Source organism: Caballeronia sp. GACF4 (genome assembly GCF_023631025.1).
In the GTDB taxonomy this organism is placed as follows: Bacteria; Pseudomonadota; Gammaproteobacteria; order Burkholderiales; family Burkholderiaceae; genus Caballeronia.
Map to the genome: position 1 here is coordinate 584,499 of NZ_JALQDW010000002.1, position 17,566 is coordinate 602,064.

Below are 17,566 nucleotides of genomic sequence, written 5' to 3' on the forward strand. Positions count from 1 at the left end.
TGTCTCCGCCGTTGCTCAATGCGCGTCGCCGCGACCCTTCGCCACCGTCGGCACGCCCCAGCCGAAGAGCGTCGCGTTGGAACGGTCTTCCGCGAGGCTCGTCACGGGCGCGTGGTGCGATCCCACGCTCCAGCGGCCATCGAAGGTCATCGCGGGCACCGCGGGCGCCGGGATGGCCGCGCCTTGACTGAAGTAGGCGATGTTCGCTTCGTATTGCGCGGCCGTCGCGTGGCGCAGGACTGCTTGCGTTTGCGCGTTGCGCGGATCGAGCGCCACGGCGCGCCGGGCATTGCGGACCGCGCAGGACGGGTCCTTGTTCAACGGGCACGAGCGGGCGCTTGCCACGGCGCTGTCGCGGGCGCGTTCCTGGCGGGCGACATCGGCTGCGAGTTGTTGAACTTCCGGGTTGCGCGATTGGCTCGAAGCGAGGACGCGCAGGTTGCGGCGGGCGGCAGCCAGGTCGCGATTGGCGAGCGCCTGCTGGACGGCGGCGATGTTGCGGGCCACGGCGGGTGATTCTTGCGGCGGATGGGTATCGGCGGGTTTGGCGGCGATCGATGCTGTCTTCGGTGATGGAGCGGCGGATGCGTTCGCGGCCGACGTGGTCGCGTGGTTGCGGGAAGCGTCCTGCGCGATGACGGTCGCGGCAACTTGTGTCGATGCGAGAGGGGTCGGGGCGGGATGCGCTGCGTTTCCGGCTGCCGGGCTGTGTTGGGAGGCTTCGGGCGCGTTGGCGACTGCGATCTGCACAGCCGGCTTCGCGCTTGGCGATGCGGTCTTTGAAGCTGCCAATGTCGTCGCGTTGCTTCGCGACGTATCGGGCGTGTTGGCGCTAGCGGCCGCGGTCTGCATCACCGGCTTTGCAGTCGTCGATGCAATGCCGTTCGATGCCGCCGCGTTGCCCCGCGAAGCATCCGCCGAGGTGGCGCCGCCCGCTACGGTCTGCGTCGCCGGTTTCGATGACGTCGAGCCATTCTCAGGCTTCGAGTTCGCCGCCGTCTGCGTCGCAGGCGACGCGACCGTTCCAGGCGCGCTGTGAGCGGCGAGCGAAGGCGCTGCCGGTTGTGCTGCGTTCACATTCTTCTTGCCATCGGTACCGGCCGCGACTGCTTCCCGTGTGCCGATCGCATTGTTCGCGGGGGCCTTGTTCGATGAGCCGCTCGCCATCGTGGCATTGCCGGGCGATGCCGGTTTCACCGTCGATGCACCGGCGTCACCAGCACCAGCCGCATTCGACGCCAAAGCCTTGTTCTGCGATGCGCCAAGCGCGGAAGCTGCCGGCGTTTGCGCAGAAACAGTGCCGCCACCCGCCGACGGCTTGCTTTGCGATACCACTGGGCCCGTCGACACACCCGCATCGGCGATCGATGCGGTTTTCACCACCGGCGTAGTCGCGGACTGCGGAGCCTGACTCGTCGACGCCAGGGCCAGAGCAGCGGATTTCGGCTCCGTTCCCATTGCGGGCTTCGCAACCGTCGAATTCCCAAGCCCGGCGTTCGTCGCACGATGATCGGCCATTGCGGTCGCCGTAGGCCGATTGCCCGACGGTGTCGCCGACGCTCTCGCTGTCACGCCGGCAATCGCCACGGAACCGCCCGCAGAGGATGCATCGGGTGCCCGACGCGAACTCGCATCGGCCGGATTCGCGCGACTAGCAAGCCTTTGCGCGTCATCTGCACGAACACGTTTCGCATCGTCGTCAGCCGATGCCAGCGTGCGCGCCTGTTCCGCGACCGCTCTCGATTGGTCGAGTCCGGCACGCTTCTCGTCGCCCACGCCGCGCGCCGCCGACGCACCATTTCCAATCGATCCAGCCGCGCTGATCACCGGCCGGTTCGCCGTGACGACGCCTCCGTCCGATTGCACGTAAAGGTATCCGCCCGCGGCGAGTCCCGCGACCACGCCGCCAATGAGCACCGCCAGTCCCTTCCTCGCCGGTTTGCGCTCGGCCTCGGGCGGCAGGTCGCCCGGCTCGGCAAGACTCGGGTAGGACGTCACCATCCTGCGACGAACGAGACGCGTCAGCCAGCCCGTATCGCGCAGATCGGTGATGTCGAGTTGCCCCGGCATCGGCGCGGCGGCAGCGGCGGCCGCGGGCGCCGCGGATGCAATGGGCGCGACAGGATCGGATCGCGTCGTGAAGATCGCGCCCTGCCGATCGGACCCGCAAGAAGGGCACGTTTCTTCCTCTGCGCGCGAAACGGCGTTACAGCGGCGGCAAATCACCGAATCGAGCGTGAGCGAATATTCTGGTCGGTTCATGTCGCACCCTATTGGAGTTGTGGCCCGACACATGGCGCGGGCGGGTCACGACATCGGAACTCCTAAGGAAGCCGAAAGCGGTCGCCTGCGCAGGCACGCATCCTCGCGATGCACCCTGCGCCGGAGTCCTGAATGCCGAGCGGGAGCCTATTTTTGCGACTCCTGGTGAAACGCGTCTACGCGATTGCGCACATAGGCGTAATGATCGTGTAGGGGAAAACGCGGAGTTTGAAGGCTGAATATGTGCGTTGCGCCGCATAAAACAGGTAATTAGCGATCTTGTCCTGGCCGATTGGCCGACTACCCGATGCACGCGGCATCGGCGAAATTGGCGGTCAATGCAAACGAGCGGGCACGACGATGAAATCCAGCGGTTTCGAATCGACGACGCGGCAGTTGGTTATTCTTCTGCCGATCTTCATGGGCGTGATCGAATACTTGTTACGTGTCGCGATGAGGCAGTCGGATCAGAGCGAGTTCTTTCCAATCTCGCTTGTCGCGTCGGGGATCAGTTTGAATCTTGCGGTGACTGCGTTGCCACACGACTTGCTTGAAGTGACTGCGGGACGGCAGCTATATAGGCATTTTCGGCAGGCGATATTTATTGCGAATCTGGGAATTTTCGCCTCGCTAGGCGGGGTTCTTCTGTGGATATACTTGCTACTGGCTTCATTCAGTGAGGATGTCAAAGGGTTGATCGTGCTTCATCCTTTGCTGGACGCTTTGTCCTACTACCTAATTTCAATGTCTTTGACATATCACAAGGCAGAGGTGGAAAAATGCTGGACCTCGTAATTGGATTCTTCAAGGAGTACGGAATCGTAGTCGTGATGTGCGGCGGCGCGTATTTCGCCTTGCCGCAATATCTCAAATGGCTCAACCGGAGGCTAATGGCAGAACGCGCGCAAGCGAAACTCGAGGACAGTCTCAGGCTGTAGACGCTATGCCTCGGTCGCCTCAAACGCAAAAAAGCCGCTCTAAAAAGAGCGGCTTTTTCATGAATTTCTGGTGCCCAGGGCCGGAATCGAACCGGCACGCCTTGCGGCGGGGGATTTTGAGTCCCCTGCGTCTACCAATTTCACCACCTGGGCCTTCGAAATTGCCACTCGCGAGGAGCAGCAAATCGAGTCCGCGATTATGGCGCAAAAATCCGCCGTGGGCAAGCCGGTTCGACAAGCCGCCCGCAAGCACGCCTTCACTGACTCAAATAAGTGAACTGTCCGTCCTTGATCACGCCCATCACGCTTGCGCGCTGATCCAGCCCGACGTGATCCGTCGCGCTCGTGTTCACGACGCCATTCGGCACGACGAGCTCATGCGCGTGCTCCAGTTCCGACCGCAAAGCCACGCGGAATTCTTTCGTACCCGGTTTCGCGGTCTTGAGCGCGCGCGCCACGGCATCCTGCAAACGCGGGTACACGCCCGCCGCATCGCCGGCAAATTGCGTCACGGTGCCCTTGCCGTACTTTTCCTCATAAGCGCTCACGAACGCCAGCGCCGCTTTCTTCGAAGGATGATCGGCCGGCAGCGTGCGCGCGACGACCACGGGCTGCGTCGGGAAGAGCGTGCCTTCCACATCCTTGCCGCCCAGCTTGATGAACTCCGGCGTCGCAATGCCGTGCGTCTGATAGATCGCGCCCTTGTAGCCGCGCTCGACCAGCGTGCGCTGCGGCAAAACGGTCGGTGTGCCCGCGCCCGCGATCAGCACCGCATCGGGCTTCGCGGACATCAGCTTGAGAATTTGCCCCGTCACGCTCGCGTCGGTCCGGTTGAAGCGCTCGCTCGCGACGATCTTGATGTGACGCAACTCCGCGAACTTGTTGAACTCGTTGAACCAGCTGTCGCCGTAGCTATCCGCGAAGCCGATGAAACCGACCGTCTTCACGCCATGATTCGCCATGTAGCGCGTCATCACGTCGGCCATGGCGCGGTCGGTCTGCGCCATCTTGAAGGCCCAGACCTTCTTGCCTTCCTGCGGCTCGACCACCGAAGCCGAACCGATCAGCGTGATCATCGGTGTCTGGTATTCCGCCACGGGATCGAGCGCCGCGAGCGCGGCCGGCGTGATGTTCGGGCCGACGATCACATCGACACGATCCTCGGTGATGAGCTTGCGGATGTTGCGCACGGCCACGCCCGGGTCCGAACCGTCATCGAGGATGATGTACTCCGCGTTCTGCCCGGCGATGATTTTCGGCCACATCAACATCGCGTTCTTGCTGGTGATGCCGATGGTCGCGGCGGGGCCCGTGCTCGACAGGTCCACGCCTACTTTCAGTTGCGCGTGCGCGGCAGCGGCCAGCGCGGACAAGGCAACGCCGGCCATGAGCCGGCGCGTGAACATCGACAACTTCATCGAAAAGCTCTCCAGGAGGGTGATGGGTTCTTCTGCGTCTCTATTACTCAAGACTAGTGGCGATCAGAGTTCGTAGCTTTCGTGGTCGCCCGAAAGCGCCTGCTCGATCAGCTTGCGATTCATCGACGGCGACAGCAGTTCGACGAGCGTATAAACATAGCTGCGCAAGTACGCGCCCTGTTTGAGCGCAAGCCGCGTCACGTTCGTGCCGAACAAGTGGCCAACCGGCATCGCGCGCAAATGCTTGTCGCGCTCCGGATTGAACGCGATGTCCGCCATGATTCCCACGCCGAGCCCGAGTTCGACATAAGTCTTGATGACATCGGCGTCGATGGCTTCGAGCACAATATCCGGCGTGAGATTGCGCAACGCAAACGCCTGATTGATCTTGCTGCGGCCGGCAAACGCCGCTTCATAAGTGATGAGCGGGTACTGCACCAGATCGTCGAGCGTGAGAAGCTTGCGTTCCAGCAGCGGATGATCGGCCGGCATGACGGCCAGATGCTGCCACTGGAAGCAGGGCAGCGAAATCAGTTCTTTATAGTTGGCGATGGCTTCCGTCGCGATAGCCACATCCGCCTGATCGTGGATGACCATTTCCGCGACTTGCGTCGGGCTGCCTTGCAGAATCGAAAGATGCACCTTGGGAAAGCGCTTCTTGAATTCCGCGATAGCCGAGGGCAGCGAGTAGCGCGCCTGAGTGTGCGTGGCGGCAATGACGAGATTGCCTTGATCCTGCGCCGCGTAGTCCTTGCCGACGCGTTTCAGGCTTTCCACTTCCTGCAGAATCTTTTCGACCGATGCGAGAATGATGCGCCCCGGCTCGGTCAGCGATCTGACACGCTTTCCGTGGCGTGTGAAAATCTCGACGCCGAGTTCATCCTCGAGCTCGATGATCGCTTTCGACACGCCCGGCTGCGAGGTAAATAAAGCCTTTGCGGCCTCGGTCAGGTTGAAGTTCTGCCGCACGGCCTCGCGGACGAAGCGGAACTGGTGCAGATTCATGTGGTGCCTTCGTTTTTTGCCCTTTCGTTATTACCTGAGGGCATATCAAAGTAAGTTTTAAGTCGTTTGCAATATATAGCAGGTTTATTACTATCAGTCCAATTTTTCCAATATCCATATCTGTTTTTGTCATTAGCTAATGAATTAAGCGTCGGAACGGCGCTTGCGGTGACGAATCAATATGGAATGGCTGAATTCTCAACGCGCCGCGTAACCTAGGACGCAGGCGTTCGAACTAAAACTTGGGGCCCCGAATGTACCAATACGATCAGATCGACAAGCGCATCGTCGACGAACGTGTCGCGCAATACGCCGACCAGGTTCGCCGTCGCTTGTCGGGCGAGTTGAGCGAAGAGGAATTCCGTCCGCTGCGTCTGCAGAACGGCCTGTACATGCAGCGTCACGCCTACATGCACCGCATCGCGATTCCGTACGGCAATCTGCGCAGCGACCAGATGCGCATGCTCGCCACCATCGCGCGCGAGCACGATCGTGGGTACGGCCACTTTTCCACGCGCACCAACATCCAGTTCAACTGGGTCGAGCTGGAAGAGACGCCCGAGATTCTGCGCAAGCTGGCATCGGTGCAAATGCACGCCATTCAGACGTCGGGTAATTGCATCCGCAACATCACGGCGGATCAGTTTGCGGGCGTGGCGCCGGATGAACTCGTCGATCCGCGTCCGTGGGCCGAGATTCTGCGTCAATGGTCGACGTTCCACCCCGAGTTCGCATGGCTGCCGCGCAAGTTCAAGATCGCGGTGTGCGGCTCGGAAGAAGATCGCGCGGCCACGCAGGTGCACGATCTGGGCGTCTATCTGAAGAAGAACGAAGCGGGCGAAGTCGTCGCGAGCATTCTCGCGGGCGGCGGGCTCGGCCGCACGCCGATCGTCGGAGCGGTCATCAAGGAAGACTTGCCCTGGCAGCATCTCATTACGTATTGCGAAGCCGTGCTGCGCGTGTACAACCGCTATGGCCGCCGCGACAATATGTATAAGGCGCGTATCAAGATTCTCGTGAAGGCGCTGTCGCCGGAGAAGTTCGCGAAGCAGGTCGAGGAAGAGTGGCAGCATCTGAAGGACGGCCCTTCGACCATCACGGCGGAAGAAGTCGCACGCGTATCGCAGTACTTCGCGCCGCCTGCCTACGAAAAGCTGCCGGATACCGACGCCTCGTATGAAAAGCATCTGATCGACAGCAAGCCGTTCGCGCGCTGGGTCGAGCGCAATGTGCGTCCGCATAAGGTGTCGGGCTACGCGTCCGTCACGCTGTCGCTCAAGCCCACCGGCATTGCGCCGGGCGACGCCACCGACCAGCAGATGGACGATGTCGCCGCTATAGCCGATGAATTCTCCTTCGGTGAGATTCGCGTATCGCACGAGCAAAATCTCATTCTCGCCAACGTCAGGAAGCACGATCTGTACGCCGTGTGGGAACGCGCCAAGGCGGTGGGTTTCGCGACCTCGAACGTCGGTTTGCTGACCGATATCATCGCGTGCCCGGGCGGCGATTTCTGCTCGCTCGCGAATGCGAAGTCCATTCCCATCGCGCAAGCCATTCAAGAGCGCTTCAGCAACGCCGACTACGTGTACGACCTGGGCGACCTGTCGCTCAACATCTCGGGCTGCATCAACGCGTGCGGTCACCACCACGTCGGCAACATCGGCGTGCTGGGCGTCGATAAGGACGGCTCGGAGTGGTATCAGGTGACGCTCGGCGGCGAGCAAAGCTCGGGCGCGACCGGCGCGCATCTCGGCAAGGTCATCGGCCCGTCTTTCTCGGCGCATGAAATGCCGGATGTCGTGTCGAGCGTGATCGACACCTTCGTCGACAACCGCATGGAAGGCGAGCGTTTCATCGAGACGTATAACCGCATCGGCATGACGCCGTTCAAGGAGCGCGTGTACGCATCGCGCCAGGCGCACGCTTAAACGTCGACGAGACCGAGGACTTTGCAGATGGCTTTGATTATCAAGAACCGCTCCGTCGTCAATGACGATTTCACCGTGGTCCGTGCCGCCGAAGACGGCGCGCTGCCCGCAGTCGATGCGCTGCCCGCCGGCAAGTTGCTCGTGCCGTTCGCGTTGTGGAAGGAGCATCGTGCGGCGCTCGTTGCGGCGCATTCGAAGGACGAACTCGGCGTGTGGCTCGCGCCCGACGACGAACCCGCCGATCTCGTCGCCGATTTCGGCGACATCGCCGTGATCGCCGTCGATTTTCCCGTGTTCCGCGATGGCCGCGGCTTCTCCATCGGCCGCTTGCTGCGCGAGCGCTATCAGTGGACGGGTGAGTTGCGCGCAATTGGCGACGTGCTGCGCGATCAGTTGCTGTTCCACGCGCGCTGCGGCTTCGACGCATTCGCTGTGCGCGAAGACAAGGACATCAACGACGCGCTCAACGCGTTCAACGAGTTCACGGAGCGCTATCAAGGCGCGACCGACGATCTCGAACCGCTGTTTCGCCGTCGCAGCGCGGTTCTCGCGACGCTTGGAGCCTGAGGCATGACTCCCGAATTGCAAGCCAAGGTTGAACGCCTCGACGCGCTGCTCGATTCGATCGCAGCGCGCCATGAGCGCGTCAAGCTAGCCAGCAGCCTCGCCGCCGAAGACATGGTGCTCACGCACGCCATTCTGTCGCGCGGGGTGAATATCGGCATCTTCTCGCTGAACACGGGCCGTCTGCACGAGGAAACGCTCGGCATGCTGGACACGGTCAAGGCGCGTTATGGCTACGACATCGAGCAGTTTCATCCTCGCCAAGATGCCGTCGATGCCTACGTCCGCGATCACGGCCTCAACGCGTTCTACGAGAGCATTGATTTACGCAAGAGCTGCTGCCATATCCGCAAGGTGGAGCCGCTCAATCGCGCGCTTTCGGATGTGTCGGCGTGGGTAACGGGGCAGCGCCGCGAGCAGTCGGTGACGCGCACCGAACTCCACGAGGAAGAGCACGACGCGCCGCGCGGCATCGCCAAGTTCAACCCGCTCGCGGACTGGACCGAAAGCGATGTCTGGGACTACTTGAAGGCCTTCGACGTGCCGGTGAATCCGCTGCATGCGCGCGGTTATCCGAGCATAGGCTGCGAGCCATGCACGCGCGCCGTGCGCCCCGGCGAAGATAGCCGCGCCGGCCGCTGGTGGTGGGAATCGCGCGATACGAAAGAATGCGGCCTGCACATCACGAACATCAAGATCGTCGAAGAAGCACCGAGTTCGGCTATCTGAATCATCGAGGTGCTCAAAGAGAAGCGCCCGGTACGAACACTGTCACTGAACGCGGCGTCAAAGCGCCACAAACGCATGACGCAGCCAATAAAAGGATCGACGCATATGAGCACCACGCTCGACTCTACCGTCACCGCCCCGATTACCAATCAGGCGACCCGGATGGACCATCTCGACTGGCTCGAAGCCGAGTCGATCCACATCCTGCGCGAACTCGTCGCGGAGTGCAGCAAGCCCGCGCTTCTGTTCTCGGGCGGCAAGGACTCGGTCGTCGTGCTGCATCTGGCGCTGAAGGCATTCGGTCTCGGCGCGGGCCGCAAGACCGTGCTGCCGTTTCCGCTCGTCCATATCGACACCGGCCATAACTTCGGCGAAGTGATCGAGTTTCGCGACCGGCGCGCGGCTGAAATCGGCGCGGAACTGGTCGTCGGCCACGTCGAGGATTCGATCAAGAAGGGCACCGTGCGTCTGCGTCGCGAAACCGATTCGCGCAACGCCGCGCAAGCGGTGACACTGCTCGAAACCATCGAGCAATACGGCTATACGGCGCTGATCGGCGGCGCGCGCCGCGACGAAGAGAAGGCGCGTGCGAAGGAACGTATTTTTTCGTTCCGCGACGAATTCGGCCAGTGGGACCCGAAGGCGCAGCGTCCGGAACTCTGGAGCATCTATAACGCGCGTCTGCATCCGGGCGAACACTTGCGCGTGTTCCCCATCTCCAACTGGACCGAACTCGACGTGTGGCAATACATTGCGCGCGAGAAACTCGATCTGCCGTCCATCTATTACGCGCATGAGCGCGAGATCGTGCGCCGCAACGGCCTGCTCGTGCCCGTGACGCCGCTCACTCCGGTGCGCGACGGCGAAACCGCCGAGATGGCGCAAGTGCGCTTTCGGACGGTCGGCGACATCAGCTGCACGTGCCCGGTTTCGAGCGATGCCGACGACGTCGAAAAGATCATCGCCGAAACGGCCGTGACGGAAATCACCGAACGCGGCGCCACGCGCATGGACGATCAGGCTTCCGAAGCCGCGATGGAACAGCGCAAGAAGCAAGGTTATTTCTGAAGCCACGCCCCCAAGGAACGAACGAAATGAGCATCTATCAAGCTGAAGACCTGGGCGTGTTGCGCTTCATCACGGCGGGCAGTGTCGACGACGGCAAGAGCACGCTGATCGGCCGCCTGCTGTACGACAGCAAAGCCGTGCTGTCGGACCAGTTGTCCGCCATCTCGCGCGCCAAGAACAAGCGCACCGTGGGCGATGAGATCGACTTGTCGCTGCTGACCGACGGCCTCGAAGCCGAGCGCGAGCAGGGCATTACCATCGACGTCGCGTATCGTTATTTCGCGACCGCGAAGCGCAAGTTCATCATCGCGGATACGCCGGGTCACGAGCAGTACACGCGCAACATGGTGACGGGCGCATCGACGGCGCATGCGGCGATCATTCTCGTCGATGCAACGCGCGTCACCTTCGACAACGGCGACGCTCAACTCCTGCCGCAGACCAAGCGCCATAGCGCGATCGTCAAGTTGCTCGACTTGCAGCACGTGATCGTCGCGATCAACAAGATGGATTTGGTCGAGTACAGCGAAGCGCGCTTCAACGAAATTCGCGATGCGTATGTCGTGCTCGCGCGTCAGCTTGGAATCGCGGATGTGCGCTTCGTGCCGGTGTCGGCGTTGAAGGGCGACAACATTGTGTCCGCGAGCGAGCGCATGCCGTGGTATGCGGGCGAGCCGCTGCTCGACTTGCTCGAATCGCTGCCGGTCGCGCAGCCCGTCGATCAGGCGCTGCGTTTCCCGGTGCAATGGGTCGCGCGTCAGGACGGCTCTCAAGCCGACGATTTCCGCGGCTACATGGGCCGCGTCGAAGCGGGCGAAGTGCGTCTTGGTGACGCCATCACCGTGCTGCCGGCGAATCGCCAGGCGACGGTCGCCGAGATCATCGCGCCGGTGCCGGGCGGCGTTGCGCCGGTGGATCGCGCGTTTGCCGGCCAGACGGTGACCATTCGTCTCGCCGAGGATGTCGATGTCTCGCGTGGCGATACCTTCGTGCCGCGCGCGGAGAGCGAAGCGCAGACGGTCGAACCCGCGAAGAAGCTCGAAGCGGATCTGTGCTGGTTCGACGAAGAGCCGCTTTCGCAGCAGCGCAAGTATTTGTTGAAGCAGACGACAAACACCGTGTTCGCGCGGATCGGCGCGGTGAAGGAAGTGCTGGATGTGCATACGCTGTCGCATTCGGTCGATCGCAATACGCTCGCCATGAACGATATCGGCCGCGTGGCGTTGACCTTGCAGAAGCCGCTCGTCGCGGACTTGTACGAGACGCATCAGGGCACGGGCGCGTTCGTCTTGATCGACGAGGCGACGCATCACACGGTCGCAGCCGGTATGATTCGCGCAATCTCAGCCTGAGTGCATGCAAATGGGTAAGGTCTATCTGATCGGAGCAGGGCCGGGCGCGGTGGATCTCATCACCGTGCGCGGCATGCGTTTGCTCGAACAGGCCGACGTGGTGCTGCACGACGCGCTCGTCGAACCTGCGATGCTCGACTACGCGCCGAACGCACGCAAGATCGCGGTCGGCAAGCGTTGCGGGCAGCGTTCCACGGCGCAGCATTTCATCAGCAAGCAGATCGTCGATGCCGCTTTGGAACACGGTCTCGTCGTGCGTCTAAAGGGCGGCGATCCGATGCTTTTCGGCCGCGCGGATGAAGAGATGCGCGCGCTGGAGGCGGCGGGTATCGACTATGAAGTGGTACCGGGAATCACGGCGGCGCTCGCCAGCGCAGCGACGCTCAAGCGCTCGCTGACCTTGCGAGGCGTCGCGCGCAGTGTCGCGCTGGCGACGCATAGTCGCGCCGCCGACAGCGACGATATCCGCGAGCAGGCGCAGGCGGATTCGCTCGTGTTCTACATGGGCCGAGACAGCGCGCCGGACATTGCCCAACAGTTGATCGATGCGGGACGGCCGGGTTCGACGCCGGTGGCGATCGTCGAGGCGTGCAGCACGCCGCGCGAGCGCACGCTTACGCTTACGCTGGCGCGCATGGCGCTAGGCGAGGCGCAGGAATGGCTCGATGCATCGCAGCCGAGTTTGCTGATGATAGGCGAGGCGTTTCGGGATCGCGACGCGGTGGTGAAGCCGAAGGTGCATTTGAAGGGGATGCAGGCGGCGGCTTGAGGCGGACGGCTGAACTCTGGAACGAGCCTGGTTGCGGGCCAATCGCGTTGCCTGGAGCGGACGATTGCGATGTGCTTATCAGGCAGCGCGGCCACGCTTATGCCGCAACTCGCCGACATAAACGCTTGATGACGAACTTGCAGAACTCGATCTGGCGTTAGAGAGAACCGAAGCCGCTAACGATTTTCCGCCGGCTTGCCGGCGTGCCGCCTTCGATAAATCTAACTGCAATTCCGCAAGCAATTCCCTTCGAAGTTCCTTGTGAAGTCCATTCAACCGATCTTCTTGCTGTCGAACCAGTTGCTCGACTTGACGCCGAAGCTCCTCGGCCGACACCGGCTCCGCAACTGCCTGTTCTTCACTCAACTTGGCGACGTGTTCGCGATAAAAGTAGGCAAGCGTCTGCACTACAGCGAACGCGATCGCTGCAATGACGAGCGTGCCGTAATTCCCTTGAAGCGCAGTCAGAATATTTATCATGTCGTCAGGCGTTTGAGCTCGGACAGCGATACTGCAAAAAAATAATACACCACTGAAATCGATTTGGTCGAGCTCCAGCCAAACAGAGTGAGTCCCAGCCAACCTTTATAAATCCCGGAAAGCGACGCGCCGAGTATCTGATGCCACAAAGGCATGCCGATGAGAGCCAAGGCAGCCGCCATGGCCACGAGCGTAACGTCGCACCGATATCGAAACTTTTCGGCGGCTCCTGCCGTAACTGCTGGCTCCTTGCGTGCAAGGCACAGTGAGGTGAGCAGGGCGATTGCGCTTAGCATAAGCCCGGGCGCCAAAAACGCCTCTGGATCTTTCTCTTCGAACGCCTGGTGAACGGTCAGCTCGAAGCTTCCCAGCCAAAACGGCAGTGCATAAATAAAGACACGAACGAAAAAGTTATAAACGTAACGCGCCATGCAAGGAGTTGATGCGGGTTATCTCGATGTTTCGCTGAAAGCCAGAGTTGCAGGCAGCAGTCTCGTGAAGCTGACGTTGACCGTTGCCCTGAGTGGCGGAGTTGGCTGGCCAGCATTCCTGAAATCGTAGAGATCGTAGCATCGTCAGTAATGCTAGGCATTGAGTAAAAGACGAAAGCGATATGCAGCGCTTCAACTTTTCGGCAAGCCAACGATACGTGAGCCTTGAGTCTGACCGGCCCTCAAACCTGCCGCAAACAATACTCCGCGACCGCATCCAGCACCGCATCATCCTCGCCGACCGCCGTCGCGCAATGAATCGCGACAGAGGGATGCGCCGCGCGACACGTCTCGATTACCGCCGGCAAGTCACGCCTCACATGACCGCCTTGCCCGAAGAACACGGGCACCACGGTAACGGCATCGCAACCTTCTTCAGCCAACTGCGTCACCGCCGAAGGCAGATCCGGCGTCATCAACTCCAGAAACGCAAGCGCAACCGGCTCGTCGCGCCCGGCACGCAGGCGCGACGCAAGCCGTTCGAACGGCTCCGCCCAACGTGGATCGCGTGCGCCGTGTCCGAACAGTACGATGCCGTGCTTGCCCATCATCTTCTCCCGAAGAAACTCAGTGCCGCTCGACCCACTTGAGCCCCAGCAAGCCAATCGCGAGATAGGCGAGGGCAGGCGCGGCCGCAGTAATCGGAGCCGGCCACGTATTCAAGGTCCCGATGTGCGAGAAGAGCGTATTGAATAGCTGAAAACTCATCCCGATCATGATGCCGCCGAACACCTTCACGCCGACCACGCCAGCCCGCGTGTGCAAATATGCGAACGGCAGCGACAGCACCAGCATGACGAACACCGCGAACGGATAAAGAATCTTGCGCCAAAACGCAATCTCGTAACGCTGCGTGTCCTGATGATTTTCCGTCAAGTGCTGGATATAGCGAAACAGGTTGAACATCGACATGCGATCCGGTGACACCAGCAGCACCGACAGAATCTGCGGCGTAAGCTCGGAACGCAGCGAGTACTCCGGCAGCGTGGTTTGCTTCGCGTTGTAGATAGGATTGAGCGCATCGTTGGGGTTGATGGCCGCGAGCGGCGCATCGACCAGTTGAGTGTCCGTTACGCCCGTCAGCTTCCAGTGGCCCGGCGGCTCGAAGACGCCACTCTGCGCTATACGCACATTGGTGAGACGGAACTTCGAATCGAATTCATAGATACGCACGTTGGCGATCGTCGTATCCGGGTTCAACGTGCCCACGTTGACGAAGCGCGTGACTTGCTCGCCGTTCTCCTTCGCGGTCAGCGTGTCCTTTACCCACACGCCCGACTGGAAATTCGACGAGACCGACGACCCCAGCGCCTCCAGACGGACGCGCTCCGACAACTGATCCGCGTAAGGCCCAACCACTTCGCCGATGATATACGTCACCAGCACGAGCGGAATCCCGATCTTCAAGAGCGAACGCAATGCCGTGCCCGTCGAGAGTCCCGACACGCGGAAGATGGTGAATTCGGACGCCGCCGCCATCTGCGCGAAGACATAAATGGCCGAGATGAGCGCAGCAACCGGAATGATTTCGTAGAAGCGCGAAGGCGTCTGCAAGGCCACGCGCAATATCGCGAGCGTGAACTTGTAGTTGCCATGCCCCACGGTGTTCAGTTCGTTGATCAGGTCGAAGAAAAAGAACAGGCCCGAGAACGCGAACAAAATGAAGATGAACGCCAGATAGATCTGGCGCGCGAAGTATCGTTCGTAGATGCGCATTGCGTCAGGCTCCCTTCGAACGCGTGAACGTCGAGAGCGTGAAAAGTGGCCGGTTGCGCACGCGCAGCCAGAAGATGAACGCCACGAGCGCCGCCACCAGCAAATGCAGGCCCACGAGTCCCACGCCGAACGACATCTTTCCCTGCTCGATCCATGACTGGACCACGTTCAGCAAATTCGAATAGGTCAGATAGATGAGCACGGCCATCACGAGATTGATGGTCCGGCTGCGGCGCGGGTTCTGATAAGACAGCGGAATGGCGAGCAGCATCAGGTTGATGGCGATGAGCGGCAGACCCAGGCGCCACGCGAATTCCGCGAGGTTGTCCTTGCTCGGATTGGCGAGCAGGTCGGGCGTGGATATGCCGGTGGTGGTCGGCGTGTTGACGACCTGATGACTCATTATCTTCACACCGTAGCGCTCGAACTCCGTGATGCGGAAATTCGGCTGGCCGGGCTCGCCATCGTAACGACGTCCGTTTTCCAGCACGATGAAGCGGTCGCCGTCGGGGCGCGTCTCCGTGTGTCCGTTCTTCGAGACGATGACGTTGACCTTGCCGCCTTCGGTGCTCGTGACGAACACGTTCTCCACTTGCGACTGATCGGGCGACATCTTCTCGATGAAGAACACGCGATGACTCGAAGGCGATTCGCGGAACTGGCCCGGCGCGAGCAGCGATACTTCATCGCGTTGCTGGAAGCGCGCCTTGATGAGTTTGCTCTGCTGATTCGACCACGGCCAGCCGACGAACGCGAAAAAGACGATAAGGATGATGATCGGCGTGGAAAACACCGCGATGGGCTTGATGAGCTGCGTCTGGCTCACGCCCGAGGCAAGCCACACGACCATCTCCGAGTCGCGATACCAACGCGTCAGCACGAAGAGGATGGAAACGAACAGCGTCACGATCAGCATGACCGCGAGATAGCCGATCACGGTGAGCCCGATCAACACGACGACATCGCGCGGGTCAACCTGGCCCGATGCCGCGAAGCCGACGATACGGATCATCATCGTCGTGAGCATGATCGTGAGCAGCACCATGAATACGGCGCCGGCCGTATACGCGAGTTCGCGCTGCAGGGAGCGTTCGAAGATCATTGAATTTAGCTGAATTTAGCTGAAGGCCGGCGGCGATGCGGCATAACGAACATGCCCTGCAACAACAAGAAGTAGATGCAGTAGCAATGCAATCGTTCCCCGAGTCAGTCGGGCTTTGCCTGTGACCGCCGCGGAAAAAATAGCGGATAATTGCGGCTTTCATCCTTCAGCCCAGATTTTATCCGAGGATAAGCGCGATGGACTTTAGCATAAAAGCCTGTGATTGGAGCAAAGGCGAGGCAAATGGTTTCCTCACCGGGAAGTCAGATGTAATCGTGCTCGGCATCTTCGAAGCACAGACGTTGACAGGCGCCGCACGCGACATGGATGTCGCCACCAAAGGGCTCGTTTCGCGCGTCGTGAAGGCCGGCGACATGAACGGCCGCGCAGGCACCACGCTCCTCATTCCCGAAGTCACCGGCATTGGCGCATCGCGCATCTTGCTCGTCGGACTCGGCAAGCAGGACGCCTTCAATCAGAAAGCATATGGCGAGGCAGTACGTGCCGCGTGGCGCGTGATCCTCGGCGCCAAGATCGTCCAGGCTACGTTTACGCTCGCGCAGTTGCCCATTCAGGAACGCAGCGGCGACTGGGGCGTGCGCGCCGCCATCCTCGCATTGCGCGAACTGACCTACAAGTTCACGCAGATGAAGAGCAAGCCCGACAACAGCGCGCGCTCGCTCAAGAAGATCGTCTTCAGTGTCGATCCCGCCGATGAAAAAGCCGCGAAGGCCGCAGCCAGGCAAGGCGTGGCGATCGCCAACGGCATGGACCTCACGCGCGATCTCGGCAACCTGCCGCCGAATGTCTGCACGCCGACTTATCTCGGCCAGACCGCGAAGAAGCTCGGCCGCGACTGGAAGCTGAAAGTCGAAGTGCTCGGCCAGAAGCAAATCGAAGCGCTCAACATGGGCTCGTTCCTGTCGGTGGCGAAGGGTTCGGTGGAACCGCCGCAATTCATCGTCATCCATTATCAGGGCGCAGGCGGGACCGAGTCTGGCAAGGCGAAGGGCAAGAACGCGCCGGTCGTGCTGGTCGGCAAGGGCATCACGTTCGATACGGGCGGCATTTCCATCAAGCCCGGCGATTCCATGGACGAGATGAAGTACGACATGTGCGGCGCGGGCTCGGTATTCGGCACGCTGCGCGCGGTCGCCGAGATGGGGCTCAAGCTGAACGTCGTGGGCGTCATCCCGACTTGCGAGAACATGCCCGCGGGCAACGCGCTCAAGCCGGGCGATATCGTCACCGCCATGAACGGCACGACCATCGAAGTGCTCAACACCGACGCCGAAGGCCGTCTCATTCTGTGCGACGCGCTGACCTACGCGGAGCGCTTCAAGCCCGCCGCCGTCGTCGACATCGCGACACTTACCGGCGCCTGCGTCATCGCGCTCGGCCATCACAACACGGGCCTGTTCTCAAAGGATGACGCGCTCGCCGGCGAATTGCTCGATGCCTCGCGCGAAGCCGTCGATCCGGCGTGGCGTCTGCCGCTCGACGACGAGTATCAGGATCAGCTCAAGTCGAATTTCGCGGATGTCGCGAATATCGGCGGGCGTCCGGGCGGCAGCATCACGGCGGCGTGCTTCCTGTCGCGTTTCGCGCAGAGCTATCCGTGGGCGCATCTGGATATCGCCGGGACCGCGTGGAAGAGCGGCGCGGCGAAGGGCGCCACGGGCCGTCCCGTGCCGCTGCTCTCGCAGTTCCTGATCGATCGCGCGGGCCAGTGAGCGTAAGG

At 61.3% G+C, this 17,566-nt stretch carries 17 protein-coding genes and 1 tRNA gene; 9 read left to right on the top strand and 9 right to left on the bottom strand.

Translation table 11 applies throughout. The features are described from left to right. Window positions 1-15 precede the first annotated feature (15 nt). Complete coding sequence (locus NCR40_RS02740; RefSeq protein WP_250508652.1) at window positions 16-2,262, bottom strand: hypothetical protein; 2,247 nt, start codon at window positions 2,260-2,262, stop codon at window positions 16-18. A 279-nt stretch (window positions 2,263-2,541) separates the two neighbouring features. On the opposite strand from NCR40_RS02740, the gene NCR40_RS02745 reads away from it, so the two are divergent. After that, entirely contained in the window at window positions 2,542-3,057 is a 516-nt protein-coding gene (locus NCR40_RS02745) for a hypothetical protein (protein ID WP_250508653.1), read from the top strand. Continuing rightward, window positions 3,042-3,200, top strand: a complete 159-nt coding sequence (locus tag NCR40_RS02750) for a hypothetical protein (RefSeq protein WP_250463495.1) — start codon at window positions 3,042-3,044, stop codon at window positions 3,198-3,200. Before NCR40_RS02745 ends, NCR40_RS02750 begins: the two co-directional genes overlap by 16 nt. 68 nt (window positions 3,201-3,268) lie before the next feature. Here NCR40_RS02750 and NCR40_RS02755 read toward each other — a convergent pair. The 3 genes from NCR40_RS02755 to NCR40_RS02765 all read right to left on the bottom strand — a co-directional run bounded on the left by NCR40_RS02755 (window position 3,269) and on the right by NCR40_RS02765 (window position 5,623). Next, window positions 3,269-3,353, bottom strand: a tRNA-Leu gene (locus tag NCR40_RS02755). A gap of 104 nt (window positions 3,354-3,457) precedes the next feature. After that, window positions 3,458-4,618 carry an ABC transporter substrate-binding protein gene (locus tag NCR40_RS02760; RefSeq protein ID WP_250508654.1) on the bottom strand — a complete coding sequence of 387 codons (1,161 nt, stop codon included), beginning with the start codon at window positions 4,616-4,618 and terminating at the stop codon, window positions 3,458-3,460. A gap of 63 nt (window positions 4,619-4,681) precedes the next feature. Next, complete coding sequence (locus NCR40_RS02765; protein ID WP_250463500.1) at window positions 4,682-5,623, bottom strand: CysB family HTH-type transcriptional regulator; 942 nt, start codon at window positions 5,621-5,623, stop codon at window positions 4,682-4,684. A 254-nt stretch (window positions 5,624-5,877) separates the two neighbouring features. Here NCR40_RS02765 and NCR40_RS02770 point away from each other — a divergent pair, with 254 nt between their 5' ends. The 6 genes from NCR40_RS02770 (at window position 5,878) to cobA (ending at window position 12,036) form a co-directional block, all read left to right on the top strand. Then, window positions 5,878-7,554: a nitrite/sulfite reductase gene (locus tag NCR40_RS02770; protein ID WP_250508655.1), complete on the top strand. Its 1,677-nt coding sequence runs from the start codon at window positions 5,878-5,880 to the stop codon at window positions 7,552-7,554. 27 nt (window positions 7,555-7,581) lie between these two features. Then, window positions 7,582-8,121, top strand: coding sequence for a DUF934 domain-containing protein (locus NCR40_RS02775; protein WP_244827246.1), 540 nt, complete (start codon window positions 7,582-7,584; stop codon window positions 8,119-8,121). A 3-nt stretch (window positions 8,122-8,124) separates the two neighbouring features. Further along, window positions 8,125-8,847 carry a phosphoadenylyl-sulfate reductase gene (locus NCR40_RS02780; protein WP_250508656.1) on the top strand — a complete coding sequence of 241 codons (723 nt, stop codon included), beginning with the start codon at window positions 8,125-8,127 and terminating at the stop codon, window positions 8,845-8,847. A 105-nt stretch (window positions 8,848-8,952) separates the two neighbouring features. Then, complete coding sequence (gene cysD, locus NCR40_RS02785) at window positions 8,953-9,915, top strand: sulfate adenylyltransferase subunit CysD (RefSeq protein WP_244827248.1); 963 nt, start codon at window positions 8,953-8,955, stop codon at window positions 9,913-9,915. Between the two features lie 26 nt (window positions 9,916-9,941). Beyond that, the gene (locus tag NCR40_RS02790) at window positions 9,942-11,267 is read left to right on the top strand and encodes a sulfate adenylyltransferase subunit 1 (protein WP_244827249.1); all 1,326 of its coding nucleotides are present in this window, start codon (window positions 9,942-9,944) and stop codon (window positions 11,265-11,267) included. Between the two features lie 10 nt (window positions 11,268-11,277). Then, entirely contained in the window at window positions 11,278-12,036 is a 759-nt protein-coding gene (gene cobA / locus NCR40_RS02795) for a uroporphyrinogen-III C-methyltransferase (protein ID WP_250508745.1), read from the top strand. A 78-nt stretch (window positions 12,037-12,114) separates the two neighbouring features. Here cobA and NCR40_RS02800 read toward each other — a convergent pair whose 3' ends face one another. The 5 genes from NCR40_RS02800 to lptF form a co-directional block, all read right to left on the bottom strand. Continuing rightward, window positions 12,115-12,516 carry a hypothetical protein gene (locus NCR40_RS02800; RefSeq protein ID WP_244827250.1) on the bottom strand — a complete coding sequence of 134 codons (402 nt, stop codon included), beginning with the start codon at window positions 12,514-12,516 and terminating at the stop codon, window positions 12,115-12,117. After that, complete coding sequence (locus tag NCR40_RS02805; protein ID WP_250508657.1) at window positions 12,513-12,947, bottom strand: hypothetical protein; 435 nt, start codon at window positions 12,945-12,947, stop codon at window positions 12,513-12,515. The genes NCR40_RS02800 and NCR40_RS02805 overlap by 4 nt, the downstream gene beginning before the upstream one ends. Window positions 12,948-13,189: 242 nt before the next feature. Continuing rightward, on the bottom strand, window positions 13,190-13,555 hold the full coding sequence (locus tag NCR40_RS02810) for a sirohydrochlorin chelatase (RefSeq protein WP_244827974.1): 366 nt from the start codon (window positions 13,553-13,555) through the stop codon (window positions 13,190-13,192). Window positions 13,556-13,574: 19 nt separating this feature from the next. Beyond that, window positions 13,575-14,723, bottom strand: a complete 1,149-nt coding sequence (lptG, locus tag NCR40_RS02815) for an LPS export ABC transporter permease LptG (protein ID WP_244827252.1) — start codon at window positions 14,721-14,723, stop codon at window positions 13,575-13,577. Window positions 14,724-14,727: 4 nt separating this feature from the next. Then, on the bottom strand, window positions 14,728-15,825 hold the full coding sequence (gene lptF / locus NCR40_RS02820) for an LPS export ABC transporter permease LptF (protein ID WP_244827253.1): 1,098 nt from the start codon (window positions 15,823-15,825) through the stop codon (window positions 14,728-14,730). 197 nt (window positions 15,826-16,022) lie between these two features. Here lptF and NCR40_RS02825 point away from each other — a divergent pair, with 197 nt between their 5' ends. Further along, window positions 16,023-17,558, top strand: a complete 1,536-nt coding sequence (locus NCR40_RS02825; RefSeq protein WP_244827254.1) for a leucyl aminopeptidase — start codon at window positions 16,023-16,025, stop codon at window positions 17,556-17,558. Window positions 17,559-17,566: the final 8 nt, after the last annotated feature.

Coding starts and splice junctions, on each gene's coding strand:
- NCR40_RS02740 (WP_250508652.1), bottom strand. CDS start 2,262: ATGAACCGACCAGAATATTCGCTCACGCTCGATTCGGTGATTTGCCGC.
- NCR40_RS02750 (WP_250463495.1), top strand. CDS start 3,042: ATGCTGGACCTCGTAATTGGATTCTTCAAGGAGTACGGAATCGTAGTC.
- NCR40_RS02760 (WP_250508654.1), bottom strand. CDS start 4,618: ATGAAGTTGTCGATGTTCACGCGCCGGCTCATGGCCGGCGTTGCCTTG.
- NCR40_RS02765 (WP_250463500.1), bottom strand. CDS start 5,623: ATGAATCTGCACCAGTTCCGCTTCGTCCGCGAGGCCGTGCGGCAGAAC.
- NCR40_RS02770 (WP_250508655.1), top strand. CDS start 5,878: ATGTACCAATACGATCAGATCGACAAGCGCATCGTCGACGAACGTGTC.
- NCR40_RS02775 (WP_244827246.1), top strand. CDS start 7,582: ATGGCTTTGATTATCAAGAACCGCTCCGTCGTCAATGACGATTTCACC.
- NCR40_RS02780 (WP_250508656.1), top strand. CDS start 8,125: ATGACTCCCGAATTGCAAGCCAAGGTTGAACGCCTCGACGCGCTGCTC.
- cysD (WP_244827248.1), top strand. CDS start 8,953: ATGAGCACCACGCTCGACTCTACCGTCACCGCCCCGATTACCAATCAG.
- NCR40_RS02790 (WP_244827249.1), top strand. CDS start 9,942: ATGAGCATCTATCAAGCTGAAGACCTGGGCGTGTTGCGCTTCATCACG.
- cobA (WP_250508745.1), top strand. CDS start 11,278: ATGGGTAAGGTCTATCTGATCGGAGCAGGGCCGGGCGCGGTGGATCTC.
- NCR40_RS02800 (WP_244827250.1), bottom strand. CDS start 12,516: ATGATAAATATTCTGACTGCGCTTCAAGGGAATTACGGCACGCTCGTC.
- NCR40_RS02805 (WP_250508657.1), bottom strand. CDS start 12,947: ATGGCGCGTTACGTTTATAACTTTTTCGTTCGTGTCTTTATTTATGCA.
- NCR40_RS02810 (WP_244827974.1), bottom strand. CDS start 13,555: ATGGGCAAGCACGGCATCGTACTGTTCGGACACGGCGCACGCGATCCA.
- lptG (WP_244827252.1), bottom strand. CDS start 14,723: ATGCGCATCTACGAACGATACTTCGCGCGCCAGATCTATCTGGCGTTC.
- lptF (WP_244827253.1), bottom strand. CDS start 15,825: ATGATCTTCGAACGCTCCCTGCAGCGCGAACTCGCGTATACGGCCGGC.
- NCR40_RS02825 (WP_244827254.1), top strand. CDS start 16,023: ATGGACTTTAGCATAAAAGCCTGTGATTGGAGCAAAGGCGAGGCAAAT.